Raw genomic sequence first — 19,092 nt, 5'->3', positions numbered from 1 at the left:
GCTCACCGGAACGTCAGAAGGCGTTCCGGTGTAGCAGGACGCGGAACGTCAGGAGGATGATCTTGATGTCGCGCCAGATCGACCAATGCTCGAGATACTCCAGGTCAGCCTGGAGCCGGTTGCGCAGGTCGTCCTCGTACAACGTCGCACCGCGATAGCCGCGAACCTGTGCAAGTCCGGTCAGGCCGGGCTTGGCGGCATGGCGATGCCAGTATCGCTGGTCGACTTCCCAGAATAATTTGTCCGCGGCGCGCGAGCCGAGTGCGTGCGGGCGCGGGCCGACGATGCTCATGTCGCCCTTGAGGACGTTCAGCAACTGCGGGAGTTCGTCGATGCTGGTACTGCGGATGATCTTGCCGACGCGCGTGATCCGATCGTCGTCGCGCGACGTCGAGCGCGCGCCTGTACCATCGCTGTGGTCGACGCGCATGCTGCGAAACTTCATCAGGCGGAACATCTGGTTGCTGCGACCGATCCGTATCTGGCTGAAGAAGATCGGTCCGCGCGAGTCGAGCTTCACCGACAGCGCGATCAGGATCCAGACCGGCATCAGCGTCACCAGCGCACAGCTTGCGAGCAGCACGTCGAAGCTGCGCTTTACGAAGCGGTCGAACAGGACCAACGGGCCGTTGGCAATGATGACCGTCGGGGTATCGCCGTGTGCGCTGATGCCGAGCGGCGCGAGCGCGTTCAGCTCCGGCATGAAGATCTCGCTCTGGATATTCGCGCCCTTCAGCGCCTGTGCCCAGGCGAGCCGCCGCTCGGGACTGCACGCGACGATCACCCGGTCCGCACCCGACAGCGACTGCGCGAGGCGGTCGTACATCACGGGATCATGGTGGTCGGGGTCGAAATAGGAGTCGGCGGCGATGACGACCGAGAAGTCGCCGCGCGGGATCGGCTGGCCGGAATCGTAGAGCAAGACGATGCTGAACGGATTCCCGCCGATGATCGCAGGCATGTGCCGGACGAACAGGAATCGTCCTAACGCCAAGGAAACAATGGCGAATGCCGAACCGGTTGCGACGACAAGACGCGAAAACGTATCGCTCGCCTTCAGACAAAAGGCGATGAAGATCACCGCGGAGATCGCCAGCGCATAGGCCTGCAATCCCCGCGCGACGGATCGGAAAGGATCGCGCAAATTTGCGGCTGCATAGCTGTCGTTATTGAGCGTCGTAATAACAAAAACCGGGATCAGCATCGCAAGGATTACGATCCAGGCGGTGTCGTTCGCGAAGACCCCCCGCAAAGCCGCCGCCGCCAGATAACTGACAATAATGCACGTGGTATCTATCGTGAGCATGCCGAGGATCAGGCGAACGCGCAGCGAGGACGCGCTTGGCCGCCAGGTCCGCGCAGGCTTCTTACCGCGCGAATGGGCCGTAGCGCGGCTCAAAACACCGCTTTCTACATTCATGAACTTGTCGGACGCACGTGCAGTCCCCCCTGCGCAAAGCGATACCGCGAAATGCCGCAATGCAAAAGAACTACTGTTCGCCGATCGCTAAACTTTAGTTGTTATTTTTCCAATTTCGCGTGCGAGGAAATAAAAACTTGCGGTTAACTCACCGCGAAGTCCCGCTTTTGGTGCAAGTCGTACACCCTGGATCCTTGGGTAGGCGGATCGTGCGAAAACGCAGTGCAAGCAGGTCGATTAGCAGCAATTTGCCGGCCGGATCGTCGCCGAACGGCGCAATGGTCCGTAGTACCTCAAGCGCAGCCAGGCTGCCGATGACGCCGGTGACGGGGCCGAGCACGCCGTCCTCCGCGCAACTGGTTTCTGCGCGCTCTGGGTCTTCACCGACGAAACAGCGGTAGCATGGCTTGTCGGCTTCCCAGCCGCGATAGGTGGCGAGCTGTCCCTCGAACTGGCCTACTGCGGCCGAGATGAGCGGAATCTCCATGGCATGTGCGGCATCGGCGACACAGAAGCGCGTCGCGAAATTGTCGCAGCCGTCGAGCACGACATCGGCACCCGCGAGCAGGTGTGCTACGTTCGAAACGTCGATCCGAACGCCGTGGGTCTCGACCGAGACGTGCGGGTTGATCCGCTGTATGGCGGCGGCGGCGGCGTCGACCTTGGCGATCCCGGTATCCGCCGTCGTGAAGATCGTCTGGCGCTGAAGATTGGAGGGTTCGACGGTGTCGTCGTCGATCAGGATCAGGCGACCGATACCGGCAGCGCCGAGATACTGGATCGCGGGCGAGCCGATGCCGCCTGCGCCGACGACCGCGACGGTCGCCGCCTTCAACCGCGCCTGTCCCGTGCCGCCGAATTCCTTGAGGACGATATGCCGCGCATACCGGGCGAGTTCGTCGTCGGAGAGGATCATGCGCCCCAGGCGAACGTCAGGCTGGTGCGATACCAGGTGTCGGCATCCGCATCGACGACATCGATCGAATCGCGTGCGCCCAGGATTACGCCGGCAGCATATTGCTCGACCGTCGGGCAGTCGATCGCACGCGGCGTTACTCGGCGGACCCTGCCATCGGGGGTGATGAGCACGGCGAGGTCGACGGTCAGCGCCCAACCCTGCGTCGTGCGGACGACGTGGGCGCAACGACCGGCTACGACTTCGCCGTGGACATAGGCGGAGGTGTTGGCGATCGTGGTCGCCTGTCCCCGGATGCGCAGGACCGGCAGCATGCTCCAGTCCTGTGGCGGCAGCGGGCTTGCCACCGGCGGCGTCGGTGCGGCGGGAACCGGAAGCGGCGGCGCAGCGGTCTGGAGCAGGAGGAGAAGAGCGGCGATCATCGGCCGGTCGATCCGAAACCGCCAGCGCCGCGCGAGGTGTCGTCGAGCGTCGCGACTTCGTCGAGCGTCGCGCGGAGCACGACTGCGGGGACGAGTTGCGCGATCCGGTCGCCGCGCGCGATCGCGAACGGTTCCTGGCCGAGGTTGACGAGAATCACCTTCACTTCGCCGCGGTAGTCGCTGTCGATCGTGCCTGGCGTGTTGAGGCAAGTGACGCCGCGCTTCAGCGCGAGGCCGGAGCGCGGACGGACCTGGACCTCATGGCCGGCGGGAATGGCGATCGCAAAGCCGGTCGCGACGGCGGCGCGTGCGCCGGGGGCGAGCGTCAGTTCCTCGGCAGCGACGACGTCCATCCCGGCGGCACCTTCGGTAGCATAGGCAGGCAACGGCAGGCCCTCGCCGTGCGGCAGGCGCTTCAGTTCGATACGGATCATGATGCGGCTTCTAGCGCATCGGCGACGCGGTCCGCCAGTCGCGTGGCGACCGCGTCCTTGGGCAGGCGTTCCCAGCTCTCGACGCCGGCCTGCGTAACGAGGTGGACGCTGTTGTTTGCGCCGCCCATCACGTCACCCGATACATCGTTGGCGACGATCCAGTCCGCGGTTTTGCGCACGCGCTTGGCGATGGCGTGTTCGATCACGCGCTCGGTCTCGGCGGCGAACCCGATCAGCAGGCGAGGACGGTGCGGGCTGCGCGCCAGGGTCGCGAGAATGTCGGGATTTTCCGCGAGCGTCAGCGTCGGCGTGGCGTCGCCCTTCTTGATCTTCTGCGGTACCGACTCGACGTGCCAGTCCGCGACGGCGGCAACCATGATGGCGGCGTCTACGGGCAGCGCTTGCGCGACGGCGTCCGCCATTTCCCGTGCAGTCTCGACGTCGATCCGGTCGACATTCGACGGGGTCGGCAGCGTCACGGGGCCCGCGATGAGCGTCACGCGGGCGCCGAGCCGTGCCAGTGCTGCGGCGATCGCGAAACCCTGTTTGCCCGACGAGCGGTTGGCGATGTAGCGGACCGGGTCGATCGGCTCGTGCGTTGGCCCGGCGGTGACGAGGACATGACGTCCCGCCAGGCGCTTCGGCGGAGTGGGGGCGAGCATCGCCTCGATCGCCGCGACTATCGCGGGCGGCTCGGGCAGGCGGCCGGGGCCGTATTCGCCGCACGCCATGATGCCCTCGTCGGGCGTCATTACCGTCACGCCGTCGGCACGCAGTTGCGCCACGTTGCGAGCGGTCGCGGCATGGCCCCACATGCGGACGTTCATCGCCGGCGCGACGAGCACCGGTGTGTCGGTCGCGAGCAGCAGCGTCGTCGCAAGGTCGTTCGCGAGGCCCGCCGTCATGCGCGCCATGAGATTCGCGGTGGCAGGCGCGACGACGACCAAGTCGGCCTCGCGGCTGAGCTGGATATGGCCCATCTCGGCCTCGTCCTTGAGGTCCCACAGCGTCGTATAGACCTTGTCCTCGCTCAGCGCTGCGAGCGTCATCGGCGTGACGAAATGATGCGCCGCCTCGGTCATCACGCACCGCACCGCGTACCCGCGCGTCTTCAGCAGGCGGATCAGTTCGGCGGCCTTGTAGGCGGCGATCCCGCCACCGACGATCAGGAGGATGCGTTTCATGCTCGCAGCTCTAGCGGATTACGCGCGTCACCGTAATGCGCCGCGTATCGCTCGCGGCAGCGATCATGTCGCGCAGGCCGTCGACCGCGAACACCAGCCCGACCAGCAGCACCGGCGTGGTCATCAGCGCCCAGTAGAAATTCTCGCTCCGCGCGAACAGCGAGATCAGCGCGGCATAGGCGGCGAACACGACGAGCGCGCGCGTCGCGATCGCATCGCGCCACGCGAGCCAGCCGAACAGCGCTGTGCCAAGAACGAGCGAGGCGAGCCACTGCGGCAGGATGTCGAGCCCCGACGAGATCGTCGCGAGCCTGACGTAGAACCCGAACCCTTCGAGCCCGCTCCACCCTTGCGACACGCGGTCGAGCGGACCACCGACCAGCGACACCGCGTGCGCATGGGCGGCAAGCACCACGGCGAAGACCCCGATCGCCCCAAGCCACCCCAGCGTCTCGCGCCGCTCGCCCTCGACCCACGCGAACACCGCCATGATCGCGACGTACAGCAACGCCGTCTCGCGGATCAGCATCGCCGACAGCCCGAACGCGACTGCGGGCAGCCAGTGGCCGGGGCGGCGCAACGCGAGGGATAGTGCGATCAGCGGACCTGCCCAGATTTCGTGGAACACTGCGAAGCTGGGGTCGAGATTCACGTAGAGCCCGGCGACCACCAGCAGGCCCGCCGCACCGAGCGGAACGACGCCTGCCGTTTCCGGACGAAGCCGGGCGACCCAGGCCAGGACCGTGCCGACGCACAACGCCAGCAGTAGCAGGTTGACCAATATTGAAGGCAAGGTCGCCTCGACAACGGCCAACGTCGGCAGCCGAACCGCGAAAAACGGTTTTAGCGGGTAATGGCCGATGCGCTGCGTTTCGGCAGCGACGGCGTAATAGGGTGATCCGCTCCGGACGCCGGCAACGATGGTTTCGTACAGCAGCAGATCGGTCTGCCCTGGTGGCGGGCCATCGGATGCGACCGAGGTTGATGCGGTGCCTCCGTCGATGCTCGGTCTCGGGCCGGGCGAGACGATCGCGCTGAGGCAGGCCGCCAGTAATACCAGGAACAGCACGAGCCCGATCCGCGCCTGCGCCGACGGCATGCCCGCGAACCGGGTCGCGCGGGTCGTCCATAATGGAGCGCCGCGACGCGTCTTCACGCCCTCAACCAAACAGCAGCGTAGTCACGACCCCGGCGGCGGCCGCGAGCACCGCGACCAGGCCGTAACGCCACCCCCCACCGATCCGGATCACTTCGATCTCGCGCAACGGCATCGTTGGTGGAGCCCCACCGGGGGCGGGGTAATGCGCCTCGATCCGGCGGACCAGTTCGGGAAGCCGGGTCAGCGTGCGAAAGTCCTCGATCAGGCGGTCGGCGATCATCGCCTCCGGTCCAAGCTCGCCACGGATCCAGTCGCGGACGAACGGCTCGGCGGCTTCCCACAAATTGATGTCGGGGTTGAGACTGGTCGCCACGCCCTCGACCATCACCATCGTCTTCTGGAGCAGCAGGAGATGCGGCTGCGTCACCATGTCGAAATCGCGCGTGATCGAGAACAGGCTGTCGAGCATCATGCCGATCGACATGTCCTTGACCGGCAGCCCCCGCATCGGCTCGCCGACCGCGCGCAGCGCGGTAGCGAATTCGGCGACGTCGTGGTGCGCGGGGACGTAACCCGCCTCGAAATGGATCTCGGCGACGCGCTTATAATTGCCGGTGATCAGGCCGTAGAGGATTTCCGCGAGCCAGACGCGTGCACGACGGTCGATGCGGCCCATAATGCCGAAGTCGATCGCGGCGATGCGATTGCCGGGAAGCGCGAACAGGTTTCCCTGGTGCATGTCGGCGTGGAAGAACCCGTCGGCGATCGCCTGACGCAGGAACGCGCGGACCAATGTCTGCGCGAGCGCGGGGAGGTCGTAGCCGGCGCCGACCAGCGCCGCGCGGTCGGACAGCTTGATGCCGTCGATCCACTCGATCGTCATGACCTTGGCTGTCGAGCGCGCCCAGTCGATCGCGGGGATGACGAAATCGGGCTCGGCGGTCATGCCCTCCGCGAGTTCGGAGGCGGAGGCGGCTTCGCGGCGGAAGTTGAGCTCGCGCAGGGTCCAGCGCTTGAACGTCTCGATCGTGAGGCGGGGGCGGAGGCGCATGGCTTCGGGGCTGAGCGCCTCGAGCTGCGCTGCGGCCCAGCTATAGGTGTCGATCGCGCGCGCGAAATCGTCCTCGACGCCGGGGCGGAGAACCTTGACCGCGACCTGGCGGCCATCGGTGGTGACGGCGCGGTGGACCTGCGCAATCGACGCAGCGCCGACCGGGATCGGTTCGATCCACGAGAACAACGTCTCCAACGGCTTGCCGAAGCTCGCCAGCATCGCCGACTCGATCGTCTCGTAGGGGACTGGGGAAAGCTGGTCCTGAAGCCGCAGCAAGTCATGGGCAGCATCCTCACCGACGAGATCCGGCCGCGTCGCGAGCGTCTGTCCCAGCTTGATCGCCGCAGGCCCGATCGCCTGGAACGCATCGGCGTAGCGCGGCACGGCGGGCACGCGCGCACCGAACCGGGCGATCCGTGCGAGACGGCGGACGGGTGCGGGCGTGTTCGGGTCGCGCTCGATCCCGCGCAGCGCGCCGTGGCGTGCGAGAATGCGACCCCATTTGAGGAGGCGCCAGACGTGCGTGGTTGAAGCCGTCACAGTTGGATCAAATCTTCCAGCCGCTGTGGATCGCAACGAGCCCGCCCAGCAACGGCTCGACCTTGGTCTGCACGAAGCCGGCATCCGCGATCATGCCCTTGAACTTGGGCATGTCCGGAAAGCGGCGTATCGACTCGATCAGGTAGCGGTAGCTGTCGGCGTCCTGGGCGAGCAGCTGGCCAAGCTTCGGGACCATCTTGTGCGAGTACGCATCGTACACCTCGGCGAATCCGGGCCACACGGTCGTCGAAAATTCGAGGCAGTAGAACCGCCCGCCGCGGCGCAGGACGCGGTGGGCTTCGCGCAAGGCCTTGGGAATGTCGGTGACGTTACGGATACCGAACGCGATCGTGTACGCGTCGAAGAACTTGTCGGGGAAGGTCAGCGTTTCCGCATTGGCTTCGGTCCAGACGAGGCCGTCGATCCCGCGCTTCTGCGCGCGCTGCATGCCGACTTCGAGCATCTGGGGGTTGATATCGGCGACCGTGATCGACGCGCCCGACGGCTCCATGCGGAACGCGATGTCGCCCGTGCCGCCGGCCATGTCGAGAATCTGCTCGCCTTCGCGCGGCTTCACGCGGCGGACGAAGCGGTCCTTCCACAGGCGGTGCATGCCGCCCGACATCGCATCGTTCATCAGGTCGTACTTGCCTGCGACGTTCGAGAAGACACCGCCGACGCGGGCGGTCTTCTCGGTGGCGGGGATGTCTTCGTAGCCGAAGGAGACGGTATCGGGCGTGAGTGCGGGCGCGGGCGCGATCAAGTCGTTCATATCCTGCGCTCTAGCCGCGCCTTGTGGCGCGAGCAAACGCAACCTAGCTGCAAACCGTGCCAGAATTACCAGAAGTCGAAACCACCGTGCGCGGGCTGGAGCCCGTGCTGAAGGGCCAGCGCCTGACCTCGGTCGAGCCGCGTCGTGCCGACTTGCGCAAAGCGATCCCGGTCGACCTGCGCCAGCGGATGACCGGGGCGACCGTTACGCACTTGGGCCGCCGCGCCAAATACGGCCTGATAGATACCGATCGCGGCGATACGCTCGTCTTCCATCTCGGCATGTCCGGGCGCTGGCGAGTCGATCCGAGCGAACTGCTGGCGCACGACCACCTGCTGATCGGGACGGCGGCGGGGCGGACGGTCGCGCTCAACGATCCCCGGCGATTCGGCTTTCTCGATCTTTGGGCGACCGAGGACATCGCCCATTACCCGCCATTCCTCAGCATGGGGCCGGAGCCGCTCGGCCCCGACCTGACCGCGGCCTATCTGCTGGAGGCGCTCGAAGGGCGGGGGGCGTCGATCAAGGCGATGCTGCTCGATCAGCGAATCGTCGCGGGTCTTGGCAACATCTATGTGTGCGAGGCGCTACACATGGCAAAGATCGCGCCGTCACGCGCGGCGGGGCGGATCTCGCTGTTTCGACTCGAGCGACTCGTCGAGGCGATTCGGACGGTGCTGACCGCCGCGATTCTAGCCGGCGGATCCTCACTGCGCGATTACGTGCGGCCGGACGGCGAGCTCGGCTATTTCTCCAAGCAATGGCGCGTCTATGGACGCGAGGGCGAGCCGTGCGAATGTGGCGCTACCGTGAAGCGGCGAACGGAGGGCGGGCGCTCGACGTTCTGGTGTCCGAAGTGCCAACGCGGTTGACGATCCAGGACAAAGTGAGTAGGGCCGCGGCTTCGAGAGGGCGTAGGAGCAATCCGGCGCCCCTTTTTATTCATTCGAACATCCAGAGGGCTTCATGGCGAACACGCCGCAGGCGAAAAAGCGTATCCGTCGCAACGACCGTCGCGCGGAAGTGAACGGCAACCGCGTCGGCCGTATCCGTACCTTCATCAAGAAGGTCGAGGCCGCACTGGCTTCGGGCGACAAGGGCGCCGCGACCACCGCACTCGCAGCGGCACAGCCTGAGCTTCAGCGCGGCGTCGCCAAGGGCGTGCTGCACAAGAACACCGCGAGCCGCAAGTTCGCGCGTCTGACCAAGGCTGTGACCGGGCTCGCCTAAGCGACCAATCATTGTCGAAGCTGATCACCCGTCGGGACCTTCCCGGCGGGTTTTTTGCGTCTGCGAAGGGAACCGGCGGGGAGTCCGCATAACTCTAGGATTCGCCACGATTCGTGTGGTCGAGAATCACGTCACGCAATCGCGGAAATTGCAAAAAATGCGTAAAGACAGCGACTTATAAAAATATCGACGCATTTCCGCGGCTTGATCAAGTCAACCCGCTTTATTTCGAAAATGTGACGCCTCGGGGCCTTGCTAGGATCGTCGATCGCTTCATAACGGGGCTCACAGCGACGGTGGTTTCCACCGCTGCATCAACAAACAGGGCGAAGATGCCGGATGACCCTTTGGGTCGTCAGGGGGACCATTTTCTGTCGGGACTATTTCACCCGCGCGAGCAATCTCGCGGGGTCGGAGAAGTGTGCGCGTGACGAAGTGGCAAGGATCTGTGACGCATGCGAGCGAGGCTGAAAAGGCCTGGGCCCGCGTTCGTACGTCCTTGCGCGAATCGGCGGGCGCGCGGTTGTTCGAACAATGGTTGAAGCCGATCGAGCTGATCCCGGGCGAGGACCGTGACACGATCCGTCTCGCGCTGCCGTCGGCGTTCATGACCAACTGGGTCCGCAATCACTACGCCGACCGGCTGGTGCTCGAGTTCAAGCAGATCCTGCCCAATGTCCGCACCGTCCAGATCGAGACCCGGGCACCGGGTCGCGCAGCCGTCGTGCTGGCGATCGAACCGGTGGCTGATGCCATTCCGGCCAAGCCCGTTGCCGATCCGCTACCGGTCGAAACCACGCCGACTCCCAAGCCGGTAGCCGACCCTGTGCAGGCAACGATGAAGTTCGGCGTTGATCCTTCGCTGAAGCCAGCGCCGGCGCCCGTCGTGACGTTGGCCCCGGTCGGCGTGCCCGCTGAACGTCCGCCGCTCGACCCGCGCTACACCTTCGCGCGATTCGTCGTCGATCCGTCCAACAAGGTCGCGTTCAACGCGGCCAAGGTACTCGCCGAGCCGGGCCCTGTCCGGTTCAGCCCGTTGTTCCTCCACAGCGGCACGGGGCAGGGCAAGACCCACCTCATGCACGCGATCGGTCACGCGTTCCTCGAGCATAATCCGCACGCGATCGTGCTGTGCATGTCCGCCGAGCGGTTCATGTACGACTTCGTCGCGTCGATGCGCGCGCGCGATACGCATGCCTTCAAGCAGCGCCTGCGCGGTGCCGATCTGCTGCTGATCGACGACCTCCAATTCATTGCCGGCAAGGACGCGACGCAGGAAGAATTCTTCCACACGGTCAACGAGATCATGGCGGCGGGCAAGCGGCTGGTGATCTCCGCCGATCGCTGCCCGCAGGCGCTCGAAGGCGTCGAGGCGCGGATCGTCAGCCGGATGTCGGTTGGCCTCGTCGCGGACATCAAGGCGCCCGATCTGACGCTGCGCCGGACGATCCTCGACCGGAAGCTGGTCGACCTGCCCGACATGCGCGTGCCGACTGACGTGCTCGACCTGCTCGCCGCACGCATCCATGCGAACATCCGCGAGCTGGAGGGCGCGCTGAACCGGGTGGTGGCGTATGCGCAGCTGACGGGCGACACGATCGACCTCGACTTTGCGGTCGCGACGCTCGGTGAGGTTCTTCGTGGCGCGCAGAAGCGCGTGACGATCGACGAGATCCAGAAGCTGGTGTCGGCGCATTTCGAACTGAAGCCGCTTGATCTGATTTCGGCGCGGCGCGCACGCGCGGTGGCGCGGCCGCGGCAGATCGCGATGTATCTGGCGAAGCGTCTGACCACGCGTTCGCTCCCCGAGATCGGGCGGAAGTTCGGTGGGCGCGATCACTCGACGGTGATCCATGCGGTGCGGAAGATCGAGGAACTGCGCGATTCGGACCGCGATATCGATGCAGCGGTGCGCGTGCTAATGCGCGAGCTTGAAGGCTAGTCTTCCCTCGCTGTTCCCCCGCGAAGGCAGGTGCCCAGACTGGACCCCCGTCTTCGCGGGGGAACACGCTAGTGCGCGCGATATCGCGGCATGTAGCCGCGTGACCCGGCACACCAAAAACTCCCCGTCATCCTGACGAAAGTCAGGATCCAGAGTCACCAGCGTTGCCCTTTATGCTCTGGATCCTGACTTTCGTCAGGATGACGGAATAGGGGTTAGACCTGCAGCCCCATCGCGTCCTGCGTCTGCTTGAGCACCGGTGCCGCCAGCGCGCGCGCCTTCTCCGCGCCCGCCTGCAACACCGCCGTCACCGCGCTGCGATCATCGAGCAGCCGCACCATCTCGTCACGGATCGGCCCAAGCTTTGCCACCGCCAGATCCGCGAGCGCAGGCTTGAACGCGCCGAAGCCTTTCCCGCCGAACTCACCGAGCACCGTTGCGATGTCGCTATCCGCCAACGCCGCATATATCGTCAGCAGATTACGTGCCTCGGCCCGATCACCCAGATCCTCGACCGTCGCCGGCAAAACGTCGGGATCGGTCTTTGCCTTGCGGAACTTGTCCGCGATCGTGTCGTCGCTGTCGATCAGCTTGACCACCGACTGCTCGGACGGGTTCGACTTCGACATCTTGGCCGACGCATCGCGCAACGACATGATCCGCGGCGCCGCCTTACTGATCAGCGGCGCGGGCAACGTGAACAGGTCGACGCCGTAGTCGCCGTTGAACTTGGTCGCGATGTCGCGCGCGAGTTCGAGATGCTGCTTCTGGTCCTCGCCGACCGGCACGTGCGTCGCGTTGTAGAGCAGCACGTCGGCCGCCATCAGCACCGGATAATCGTACAGCCCGACGCTCGCGCCCTCGCGGTTCTTGCCCGCCTTGTCCTTGAACTGCGTCATGCGGTTGAGCCAGCCGACCCGCGCGACGGTGTTGAGCAGCCACGCCATCTCGCTATGCGCCGGCACGCGCGCCTGATTGAACAGGATCGACTTCGCTGGATCGATTCCCGCCGCGATCATGGTCGCGGCGACCTCGATCGTGTGCGACGAGAGCTCGGCAGGCGCGATCCACTCGGTCGGCGCGTGGAGATCGGCGATGAAGAACATCGACTCGCCACCCTGCGCCGCCACGTCGTCCTGCAGCGTCACCCACTGCTTCACCGCCCCCAGGTAATTGCCGAGATGGAGATTACCGGTGGGCTTGATGCCGGAAACAACGCGCATTGAAAGACCTATCGTGAACGACGCAGAAGCGTGGAGATGTCGCCCAGCCGGAACGCGCCGGTGAGCAATGTCGCGATCGCATAGACGACGCCGCCGGTCGCGACCAGCACCAGCATTGCCCCCCAGCGCTCGACGCTGGCACCCGTCACGAACGGCTGGAACAGGTCGTTCAGGAAATACATTACCACGCCCATGATTAGTGCGGCGACGAGCAGCCGCCACGTCCGCCGGCGCAGCCGCGCGTCCGGCGTGAAGTGTCCGCGCCGCACCAATGTCCGGTAGAGCATCGCGACGTTGACCGTGCTCGCGATCGCAGTGGCGAGCGGCGGGCCCATGTGGCCGAGCGGCTTGATGAAGGCGAGGTTGAGCACGAGGTTCACGACCATCGACATCGTCGCATAGCGCACCGGCGTGCGCGTGTCGGAGCGCGCGTAATAGCCCGGCGTCAGCACCTTCACGAGGATGTACGACGGCAACCCGATCGAGAACGCGGCCAAGGCCTGCGCGGTCAGCACGCTGTCCTCGAGCGCGAACTTGCCGTGTTGGAACAGCGCCCCGACGATCGGCACCCCGCACACGATCAGCGCGACCGTTGCGGGGAGCGTGAGGAACAGCGCGAGCTCCATCCCGCGGTTCTGCGTCGCCATCGCCTCCGCATCCTCACCGCGGCCGAGCTGGCGCGAGATGGTGGGAAGCAGGACGGTGCCGAGACCTATGCCGATCAACCCGAGCGGAAGCTGGTTCAGGCGGTCGGCAAAATAGATGTACGAAACCGACCCGGCCGGCAGCAACGCGGCAGCGAGCGCGGTCGAGACGACGAGGTTGATCTGCACTGCGCCAGCGCCGGCGGCGGCGGGCCAGATCAGCGACATGAGCTTCTTCACGTCGGGGTTAAGCTGCGGACGCTTCAGCCGAAGCTTTACGCCCGACGCCCGGCACGCGTAGATCAGCCATCCGAGCTGCAACGCCCCCGATATCGTCACCGCGATCGCTTGGTTGCGCGCGGTCAGCAGTGGCTGGTGCTCGTGGAACAGCAACAGCGCGGCGATCAGCGTCGCGTTAAGCAGGATTGGCGCAGCCGCGTTGATCCAGAATTTGTGCAGCGAATTGAGGATGCCGCCGAGCAGCGAGACAAGGCTGATCAGCGGCAGGTAGGGCAGCATGATCCGCGACAGGTGGACGACATAGTCGAACCGCTCAGCGCTCGCGCCGTTGAACCCGAAGGTCAGCAGCCACGTCATCGGCCACGCCGCGAGTTCGAAGATCACGGTCATCAGGATCAGCGTCGGCAGCAGCACCGACAGCGCGTCCTCGGCGAAGGCGATCCCGTCCGGCAGCCCGCGACCATCCTTGTCGCCGACCTTCCTGTTGAACATCGGAATAAAGGCGGCGGAGAAAGCGCCCTCCGCGAAGAGCGCACGGAACATGTTGGGGAGGCGGAACGCGATCAGGAACGCGTCCGAAGCGAACCCCGCGCCGACGAACCGCGCGAACAGCGAGTCGCGCACCAGCCCCAGGACCCGGCTGGCAAGCGTCAGCCCGCCGACCGATCCCAGCGCCTTGGTAAGATTCATCTAAGCGCGCTCCGCCCCCGTGTCGTTCAGGCCTGGCCGAAATCGCCGACGTTGGGCTGGATGCCCTGCTGCTCGGACTGCTGGAGGTACAGCTGCGAGAAGTCGATCGGCTCGAGGAGCAGCGGCGGGAAACCACCGTCACGGACCGCATCCGACAGTACGCGGCGTGCGAACGGGAACAGCAGGCGGGGTGCTTCGCCCAGCAGGAACGGCTGGACGTGCTCGGCCGGAATGTTGCGCAGCCCGAACAGGCCCGCGTACGAAAGATCGACGATGAACGCGACTTGCCCCTCGCTCTCGGCGCGGACGTCGATCTTGAGCACGACCTCATGCACTTCGTCGCCGACCTGCGCCGCGCCGATGTTGAACTGCACGTCGATCGCCGGCGGGGTCTGGTTCTGGTAGACGGCCGGCGCGTTCGGGTTCTCGAACGACAGGTCCTTGACGTATTGCGAGATCAGCCCGGCAGCGGGGACCGTGTCTTCACCGTTCGCGAGAGCTTGGTCGGGCATGGTGAAGCCGTTGTCCTGATCATCCATTCGTCGTGTCCTTAGAGAATAAGCGGAAAATTGGGACCGAAGCGGACCGCTTGCGCGTTCTGTTCGATCGAGGTGGTGCGAGTAGCAGTGCCGAAGGGGCGTTTCAACGGGCGCGGGTTTGAATAGCTGCGGGTTTGCCCTATGTTGAAGCGAAGATCGGAGGCACGGTTGTTTTACGTAGTTCTTCTCGCGATGGTTGCAGGCTTCTTGGCGATGCGACTCTACAGCGTGCTCGGTAAGCGGACAGGGCATGAGCAGCCCCTGCCGCGTGCGGCCGAGGACCGTCCTGCGCTCGCCGCCGTGCCGCGAACCGTCGAGGCGGTTCCCGATGCGCGCGAAGTCGCCAACCGCAACCTCGAGCCCAAGGCCGAGCCCGGTCTGCGGGCGATCGTCGCCGGCGAGCCCGGCTTCGATGTCCCGCGCTTTCTAGAAGGTGCGCAGGCTGCGTATCGCATGGTGCTCGAGGCGTTCTGGAAGGGTGACGAGGATGCGCTGGCCGATCTCGCAGTCGACGATGTCCGTGCTGCGTTCGTGGAGGCGATCGAAGCGCGGCGCGAGGCTGGCGAAGTGCTCGACAACCGTCTTGTGTCGATCGAGCGCGCACTGATCGCGGATGCAATCCTTACGGGTCGCGATGCGCGTATCACGGTTCGTTTCGACGCGGACATCGCGGCCGTCACGCGCGACGCGGAGGGCAATGTCCTTGCGGGGTCGCTGACCGACGCGGTCGAGACGCACGACGTCTGGACGTTCGCTCGGACGCTGAAGAGCAGCGATCCGAACTGGAAGCTTGCGGACACCGACGAAGCCTGATGGGTCGGGGCATGGGGGGAAGGCTCGGCGGTCTAGGACTGCCGATGCTGATGGCGACGTTGTTGAGCGCGTGCGTCGGTGGTGTCGAACCGCCACGGTCGGGTCCGACACCGGTGGACCGGACAAACGATCGATCAGATGATCGACCAAGCGAACCCGGTCGCGTGCATCCGTCGCGCGACACCGGTGCATCCCCTAACATTCGCGGGATTCAGTCGCCCGCCCGGATCGTCGGCGCGGTGCCGATGCTCGCGTCGCCGGTCATGCCGGCGATCGAACCTGCGAATGCTGCGGCTGCCGGTGTGATTCCGGGTCCACCGATCGCGAGCCTCCCGATCGACGATGCACAGGCGCAAGCGGCGTTTGCGGCGTTCGTCACGAGTTGCCCGTCGCTGGTGCGTCGTAACGACGCTTCCGGGCTGACGCGCGGCGCGGATTGGCAGCCGGCCTGTACCGCAGCGGCGTCGACCGATCGCCGCAATGCTCGGACGTTCTTCGCGCAGTGGTTCGAGGCCGCGCAGATTGGCGACGGCAAGGCGTTCGCGACGGGCTATTACGAGCCCGAGATCGCTGGTTCGCTGGAGCGGCGTGATGGTTATGCGCCGATCTATGCGCGTCCGAACGACCTGATCGACGTCGATCTCGGCGCATTCTCGACCAGTCTCAAGGGCAAGAAGGTGCGCGGTCGTGTCGATCGCAGTAACCTGGTGCCCTATTACGATCGCACCGCGATCGAGCAGGGTGCGCTGTCGGGCAAGGCGCCGATCCTCGCCTGGGCGCGCGATCCGGTCGAGCTGTTCTTCCTACAGATTCAGGGTTCGGGGCGGCTGCGGTTGCCCGACGGCGAGATACTGCGGATCGGTTATGCGACGCAGAACGGCCGCGACTATACCGGTATCGGCGCGCTGATGAAGTCGCGCGGGCTGCTCCAGCCGGGCCAGACCTCGATGCAGGGCATCGTCGCGTGGCTTCACGCGCATCCGGCGGAGGGACAGGCGATCATGCGCGAGAACAAGAGCTTCGTGTTCTTCCGCGAACTCGAGGGCGCACCCCTTGGGGCACTTGGCCTGCCGGTCACCGGCCAGGTCAGCGCGGCCGCCGACGTCAAGTTCGTGCCGCTCGGCGCGCCCGTGTTCCTGTCACTCGACCGGCAGGACGCGAGCGGTTTGTGGATTGCGCAGGATACCGGCGGCGCGATCAAGGGCAGCAATCGTTTCGACACGTTCTGGGGGGCGGGTGCTGCGGCCGAGGCTACCGCCGGCGGCATGGCCGGACGCGGCACGGCGTATCTGCTGCTGCCGATCGGTACCGTGGCGCGCCTGAACGGCCAAGCGAATGGGGCGCGATATGGCGGGCCGTCCGCTCAACCCTGATGAGGCGCAGCTCTGGGCGCGCGTGATGGCGAGCGTGCGTCCGATGCGTGCGGTCACCGTGCGTATCCCGGAGCGCGCGCCGCCGCTGCCGCCTCCACCCAAGCCGATCATCGGTCCCAACGGCAAGATCGTGCCCGCACCGCCTGCGCCGATGGGGCGGGTAAAGCCGCTCGTCCGTACCGTGGTCACGCCGTACGCGGCGCGGGCGGGGGCCAAGCCCGTGGTCGCCCGGCCGGTCGCCAAACCGATCACCGCCAACACACTCGATGGCGGCTGGGACAAGAGGCTGACGCGAGGGGTGGTGAGTCCCGATAGTTCGATCGACCTGCATGGCCACACGCTGGCGTCCGCCCACGCACTGCTCGACGTCGGCCTCGGCCGGGCGATCGCGCGCGGCGACCGCGTATTGCTGCTGGTGACGGGCAAGCCCCCCCGCCCCGAAAGCGAACGCCCGCATGCGCGAGGCGCCATCCGGTCCGCAGTCACCGACTGGCTGGCCGGCTCACGGCATGCGGACTCGATCGCTGCGGTACGCGGAGCGCATCCGCGACACGGCGGACAGGGCGCATTGTACATCGTCCTGAGGCGCGGGCGGGAGGGGTAGCGGGCCCTTCTCCGGCCGAAGCTCTCCACATCCCGTCATACACCGCAGCCCGTCATCCCAGCGGAAGCTGGGATATCTCACGATACGCGCGTCGTCTGCCTGACGGGGAGACCCCAGCTTTCACTGGGGTGACGATGGTTGTGCATTGATAGACGACTAGCGAGGCCGCTTACTTCAGCGCCCGCCTGATCACGTCCGCATAAATATCCGTCAGCGTCCGCAAATCCTCGACCGCGACCGCCTCGTCGACCTTGTGCATCGTCGCGTTGATCAACCCGAACTCGACCACCGGGCAAAGCTTCGACAGGAAGCGCGCATCGGACGTGCCCCCGGTGGTTGACAGTTCCGGAGTGATCCCGGTTGCGCCTGCGATGGCGTCCGACAACAGCGTCGAGAAGGCACCGGGCTCGGTCAGAAACGCTTCGCCCGACACCTTGCCCGTCACCACCACGCCGGGCGCATGACGCTCGGAGATCGCGCGGAGACGCTCAATGAGGTCCGCCCCGCGGTGCTGGTCATTGAACCGGATGCTGAGCCGCGCGGAAGCCTTGGCCGGAATGACGTTGTGTGCCGGGTTGCCGACGGTGATATCGGTGACCTCGATGTTCGACGGCTGGAACCAGTCGGTGCCCTTGTCGAGTACCACGGTCTCGATCTCGGCTAGGATCGCGATCAGCCGGGGGATCGGATTATCGGCCAGATGCGGGTAGGCGACATGTCCCTGCCGCCCCGGCACCTCGATCCAGATGTTGACCGAACCGCGCCGTCCGATCTTCACCATATCCCCCAGCCGCGCGGTCGAGGTGGGTTCGCCGACTAGGCACAGGTCGGGCACGATCGCCCGCGCTGCCATCCGCTCCATCAGCGCGACGGTGCCGTAGGTTGCAGGTCCCTCTTCATCACCGGTGATGATAAGCGAGAGCGTCCCGGCGTCGTTGCGACTGGCGGCAGCGACAAACGCTGCGACTGCGCCCTTCATGTCGACCGCGCCGCGTCCGTAGAGCAACCCGTCTTGAACCTCACCGGACCAGGGCGAACCCGTCCACCCTTCGCCGGGAGGGACGACGTCTACATGCCCGGCAAACGCCAGATGCCGCGGTCCATCGCCGCGCACGGCCAGCAGATTCTCGACCGGGCCGTCGGGCGCCTCGCCGACCGTGAACCGATCGACCGCAAATCCCAGCGGGCCGAGCGCCGTCTCCAGAACATCGAACACCGCACCCCGCGCGGGCGTGACGCTATCCGCGCGGAGCAGCGCCTGCGCGAGCGCGACGGGATCGCTCATGCGGTCGCAGGGACCGGCTGCTCGAATTGCTCGAGGACCCATTCCTCTTCCTGCGCCGCCGCGATCCAGTCTTGCATGAACGGATGTTCGAACATCGCCTGCATATACCCCGCCGCAAACCGCGCGATCGGCAACTGGTACGTGACGATCCGCGTGACCAGAGGCGCGAACATTATATCTGCTGCTCCAAACTGGCCGAACAGGAAATCTCCCCCGCCACCGAAGCGTGCGCGCGCCTGCGCCCAGATTTCCATGACCCGCTGCAACTCGAGGAGCACGTCGTCGTCGGGCGTGCTTGCCGGGAACACCTGGCGCACGTTCATGCTGTGCTTGCGACGCAGCGCGGCAAAGCTCGAGTGCATCTCGGCTGCCATCGACCGCGCCATCGCCCGCGCGGCATTGTCCTCGGGCCAGAAGCGCTCGCGCCCGACCTTGTCGGCGAGATAGTCGACGATCGCCAGGCTGTCCCAGACCACGGCGTCGCCGTCCCACAGGATCGGCACCTTGCCGGACGACGGCGCGAACTCGTCGCCTGAGCGGCGCTTTTCCCAGTCGGAATCGTACATCGGCACGACCACTTCCTCGAAGGGGAGCCCGGATTGCTTGCAGGCGAGCCAGCCGCGGAGCGACCAGGACGAATAGGCCTTGTTGCCGATGATCAGTTTCAT

The 19,092-nt window shown here is 65.8% G+C and carries 19 protein-coding genes; 6 read left to right on the top strand and 13 right to left on the bottom strand.

The features are described 5' to 3' along the window. Positions 1-13: 13 nt before the first annotated feature. From AC1ME3_RS01365 to AC1ME3_RS01330, 8 genes are all read right to left on the bottom strand, one after another. Positions 14-1,399 (bottom strand): exopolysaccharide biosynthesis polyprenyl glycosylphosphotransferase, encoded by a 1,386-nt coding sequence (locus AC1ME3_RS01365; protein ID WP_480954525.1) that lies wholly within the window; start codon positions 1,397-1,399, stop codon positions 14-16. Between the two features lie 169 nt (positions 1,400-1,568). After that, positions 1,569-2,336 carry a HesA/MoeB/ThiF family protein gene (locus AC1ME3_RS01360; RefSeq protein WP_480954524.1) on the bottom strand — a complete coding sequence of 256 codons (768 nt, stop codon included), beginning with the start codon at positions 2,334-2,336 and terminating at the stop codon, positions 1,569-1,571. Further along, complete coding sequence (locus tag AC1ME3_RS01355; protein WP_480954523.1) at positions 2,333-2,758, bottom strand: hypothetical protein; 426 nt, start codon at positions 2,756-2,758, stop codon at positions 2,333-2,335. The genes AC1ME3_RS01360 and AC1ME3_RS01355 overlap by 4 nt, the downstream gene beginning before the upstream one ends. Then, positions 2,755-3,192: a dUTP diphosphatase gene (gene dut, locus AC1ME3_RS01350; RefSeq protein WP_480954522.1), complete on the bottom strand. Its 438-nt coding sequence runs from the start codon at positions 3,190-3,192 to the stop codon at positions 2,755-2,757. The genes AC1ME3_RS01355 and dut overlap by 4 nt, the downstream gene beginning before the upstream one ends. Next, complete coding sequence (gene coaBC, locus AC1ME3_RS01345) at positions 3,189-4,376, bottom strand: bifunctional phosphopantothenoylcysteine decarboxylase/phosphopantothenate--cysteine ligase CoaBC (protein WP_480954521.1); 1,188 nt, start codon at positions 4,374-4,376, stop codon at positions 3,189-3,191. The genes dut and coaBC overlap by 4 nt, the downstream gene beginning before the upstream one ends. 10 nt (positions 4,377-4,386) lie before the next feature. Continuing rightward, positions 4,387-5,532, bottom strand: coding sequence for a hypothetical protein (locus AC1ME3_RS01340; protein WP_480954520.1), 1,146 nt, complete (start codon positions 5,530-5,532; stop codon positions 4,387-4,389). A gap of 4 nt (positions 5,533-5,536) precedes the next feature. Then, positions 5,537-7,069, bottom strand: a complete 1,533-nt coding sequence (ubiB, locus tag AC1ME3_RS01335; RefSeq protein ID WP_480954519.1) for a 2-polyprenylphenol 6-hydroxylase — start codon at positions 7,067-7,069, stop codon at positions 5,537-5,539. Positions 7,070-7,076: 7 nt separating this feature from the next. Continuing rightward, entirely contained in the window at positions 7,077-7,841 is a 765-nt protein-coding gene (locus AC1ME3_RS01330) for a class I SAM-dependent methyltransferase (RefSeq protein WP_056051226.1), read from the bottom strand. A 56-nt stretch (positions 7,842-7,897) separates the two neighbouring features. On the opposite strand from AC1ME3_RS01330, the gene mutM reads away from it, so the two are divergent. The 3 genes from mutM to dnaA all read left to right on the top strand — a co-directional run bounded on the left by mutM (position 7,898) and on the right by dnaA (position 11,013). Then, positions 7,898-8,713, top strand: a complete 816-nt coding sequence (gene mutM, locus AC1ME3_RS01325; RefSeq protein WP_480954518.1) for a bifunctional DNA-formamidopyrimidine glycosylase/DNA-(apurinic or apyrimidinic site) lyase — start codon at positions 7,898-7,900, stop codon at positions 8,711-8,713. A 94-nt stretch (positions 8,714-8,807) separates the two neighbouring features. Continuing rightward, positions 8,808-9,071: a 30S ribosomal protein S20 gene (gene rpsT / locus AC1ME3_RS01320; RefSeq protein ID WP_031394736.1), complete on the top strand. Its 264-nt coding sequence runs from the start codon at positions 8,808-8,810 to the stop codon at positions 9,069-9,071. Positions 9,072-9,498: 427 nt separating this feature from the next. Continuing rightward, positions 9,499-11,013, top strand: a complete 1,515-nt coding sequence (gene dnaA / locus AC1ME3_RS01315; protein WP_480954517.1) for a chromosomal replication initiator protein DnaA — start codon at positions 9,499-9,501, stop codon at positions 11,011-11,013. A gap of 215 nt (positions 11,014-11,228) precedes the next feature. Here dnaA and trpS read toward each other — a convergent pair whose 3' ends face one another. Genes trpS through secB form a run of 3 tightly spaced genes read right to left on the bottom strand, consistent with a single transcriptional unit; the run spans position 11,229 to position 14,349 of the window. After that, positions 11,229-12,236 carry a tryptophan--tRNA ligase gene (trpS, locus tag AC1ME3_RS01310; protein WP_480954516.1) on the bottom strand — a complete coding sequence of 336 codons (1,008 nt, stop codon included), beginning with the start codon at positions 12,234-12,236 and terminating at the stop codon, positions 11,229-11,231. Between the two features lie 8 nt (positions 12,237-12,244). Then, positions 12,245-13,810: a murein biosynthesis integral membrane protein MurJ gene (gene murJ, locus AC1ME3_RS01305; RefSeq protein ID WP_480954515.1), complete on the bottom strand. Its 1,566-nt coding sequence runs from the start codon at positions 13,808-13,810 to the stop codon at positions 12,245-12,247. A 26-nt stretch (positions 13,811-13,836) separates the two neighbouring features. Continuing rightward, positions 13,837-14,349, bottom strand: coding sequence for a protein-export chaperone SecB (gene secB / locus AC1ME3_RS01300; protein WP_056062172.1), 513 nt, complete (start codon positions 14,347-14,349; stop codon positions 13,837-13,839). A gap of 168 nt (positions 14,350-14,517) precedes the next feature. Here secB and AC1ME3_RS01295 point away from each other — a divergent pair, with 168 nt between their 5' ends. The 3 genes from AC1ME3_RS01295 to AC1ME3_RS01285 are packed head-to-tail and all read left to right on the top strand — an operon-like array spanning position 14,518 to position 17,139. Continuing rightward, positions 14,518-15,162, top strand: coding sequence for a Tim44/TimA family putative adaptor protein (locus AC1ME3_RS01295; protein ID WP_480954514.1), 645 nt, complete (start codon positions 14,518-14,520; stop codon positions 15,160-15,162). Positions 15,163-15,173: 11 nt separating this feature from the next. Then, the gene (gene mltA / locus AC1ME3_RS01290) at positions 15,174-16,535 is read left to right on the top strand and encodes a murein transglycosylase A (protein ID WP_480954513.1); all 1,362 of its coding nucleotides are present in this window, start codon (positions 15,174-15,176) and stop codon (positions 16,533-16,535) included. Further along, the gene (locus tag AC1ME3_RS01285) at positions 16,510-17,139 is read left to right on the top strand and encodes a Smr/MutS family protein (protein ID WP_480954512.1); all 630 of its coding nucleotides are present in this window, start codon (positions 16,510-16,512) and stop codon (positions 17,137-17,139) included. Before mltA ends, AC1ME3_RS01285 begins: the two co-directional genes overlap by 26 nt. A 169-nt stretch (positions 17,140-17,308) precedes the next feature. Here AC1ME3_RS01285 and dapE read toward each other — a convergent pair whose 3' ends face one another. Further along, positions 17,309-18,424, bottom strand: a complete 1,116-nt coding sequence (dapE, locus tag AC1ME3_RS01280) for a succinyl-diaminopimelate desuccinylase (protein ID WP_480954511.1) — start codon at positions 18,422-18,424, stop codon at positions 17,309-17,311. After that, positions 18,421-19,092, bottom strand: coding sequence for a glutathione S-transferase (locus tag AC1ME3_RS01275; RefSeq protein WP_426280895.1), 672 nt, complete (start codon positions 19,090-19,092; stop codon positions 18,421-18,423). The genes dapE and AC1ME3_RS01275 overlap by 4 nt, the downstream gene beginning before the upstream one ends.

It is taken from the genome of Sphingomonas sp. BL2 (genome assembly GCF_056680015.1).
This window is presented reverse-complemented; position numbering and strand designations above follow the sequence as displayed.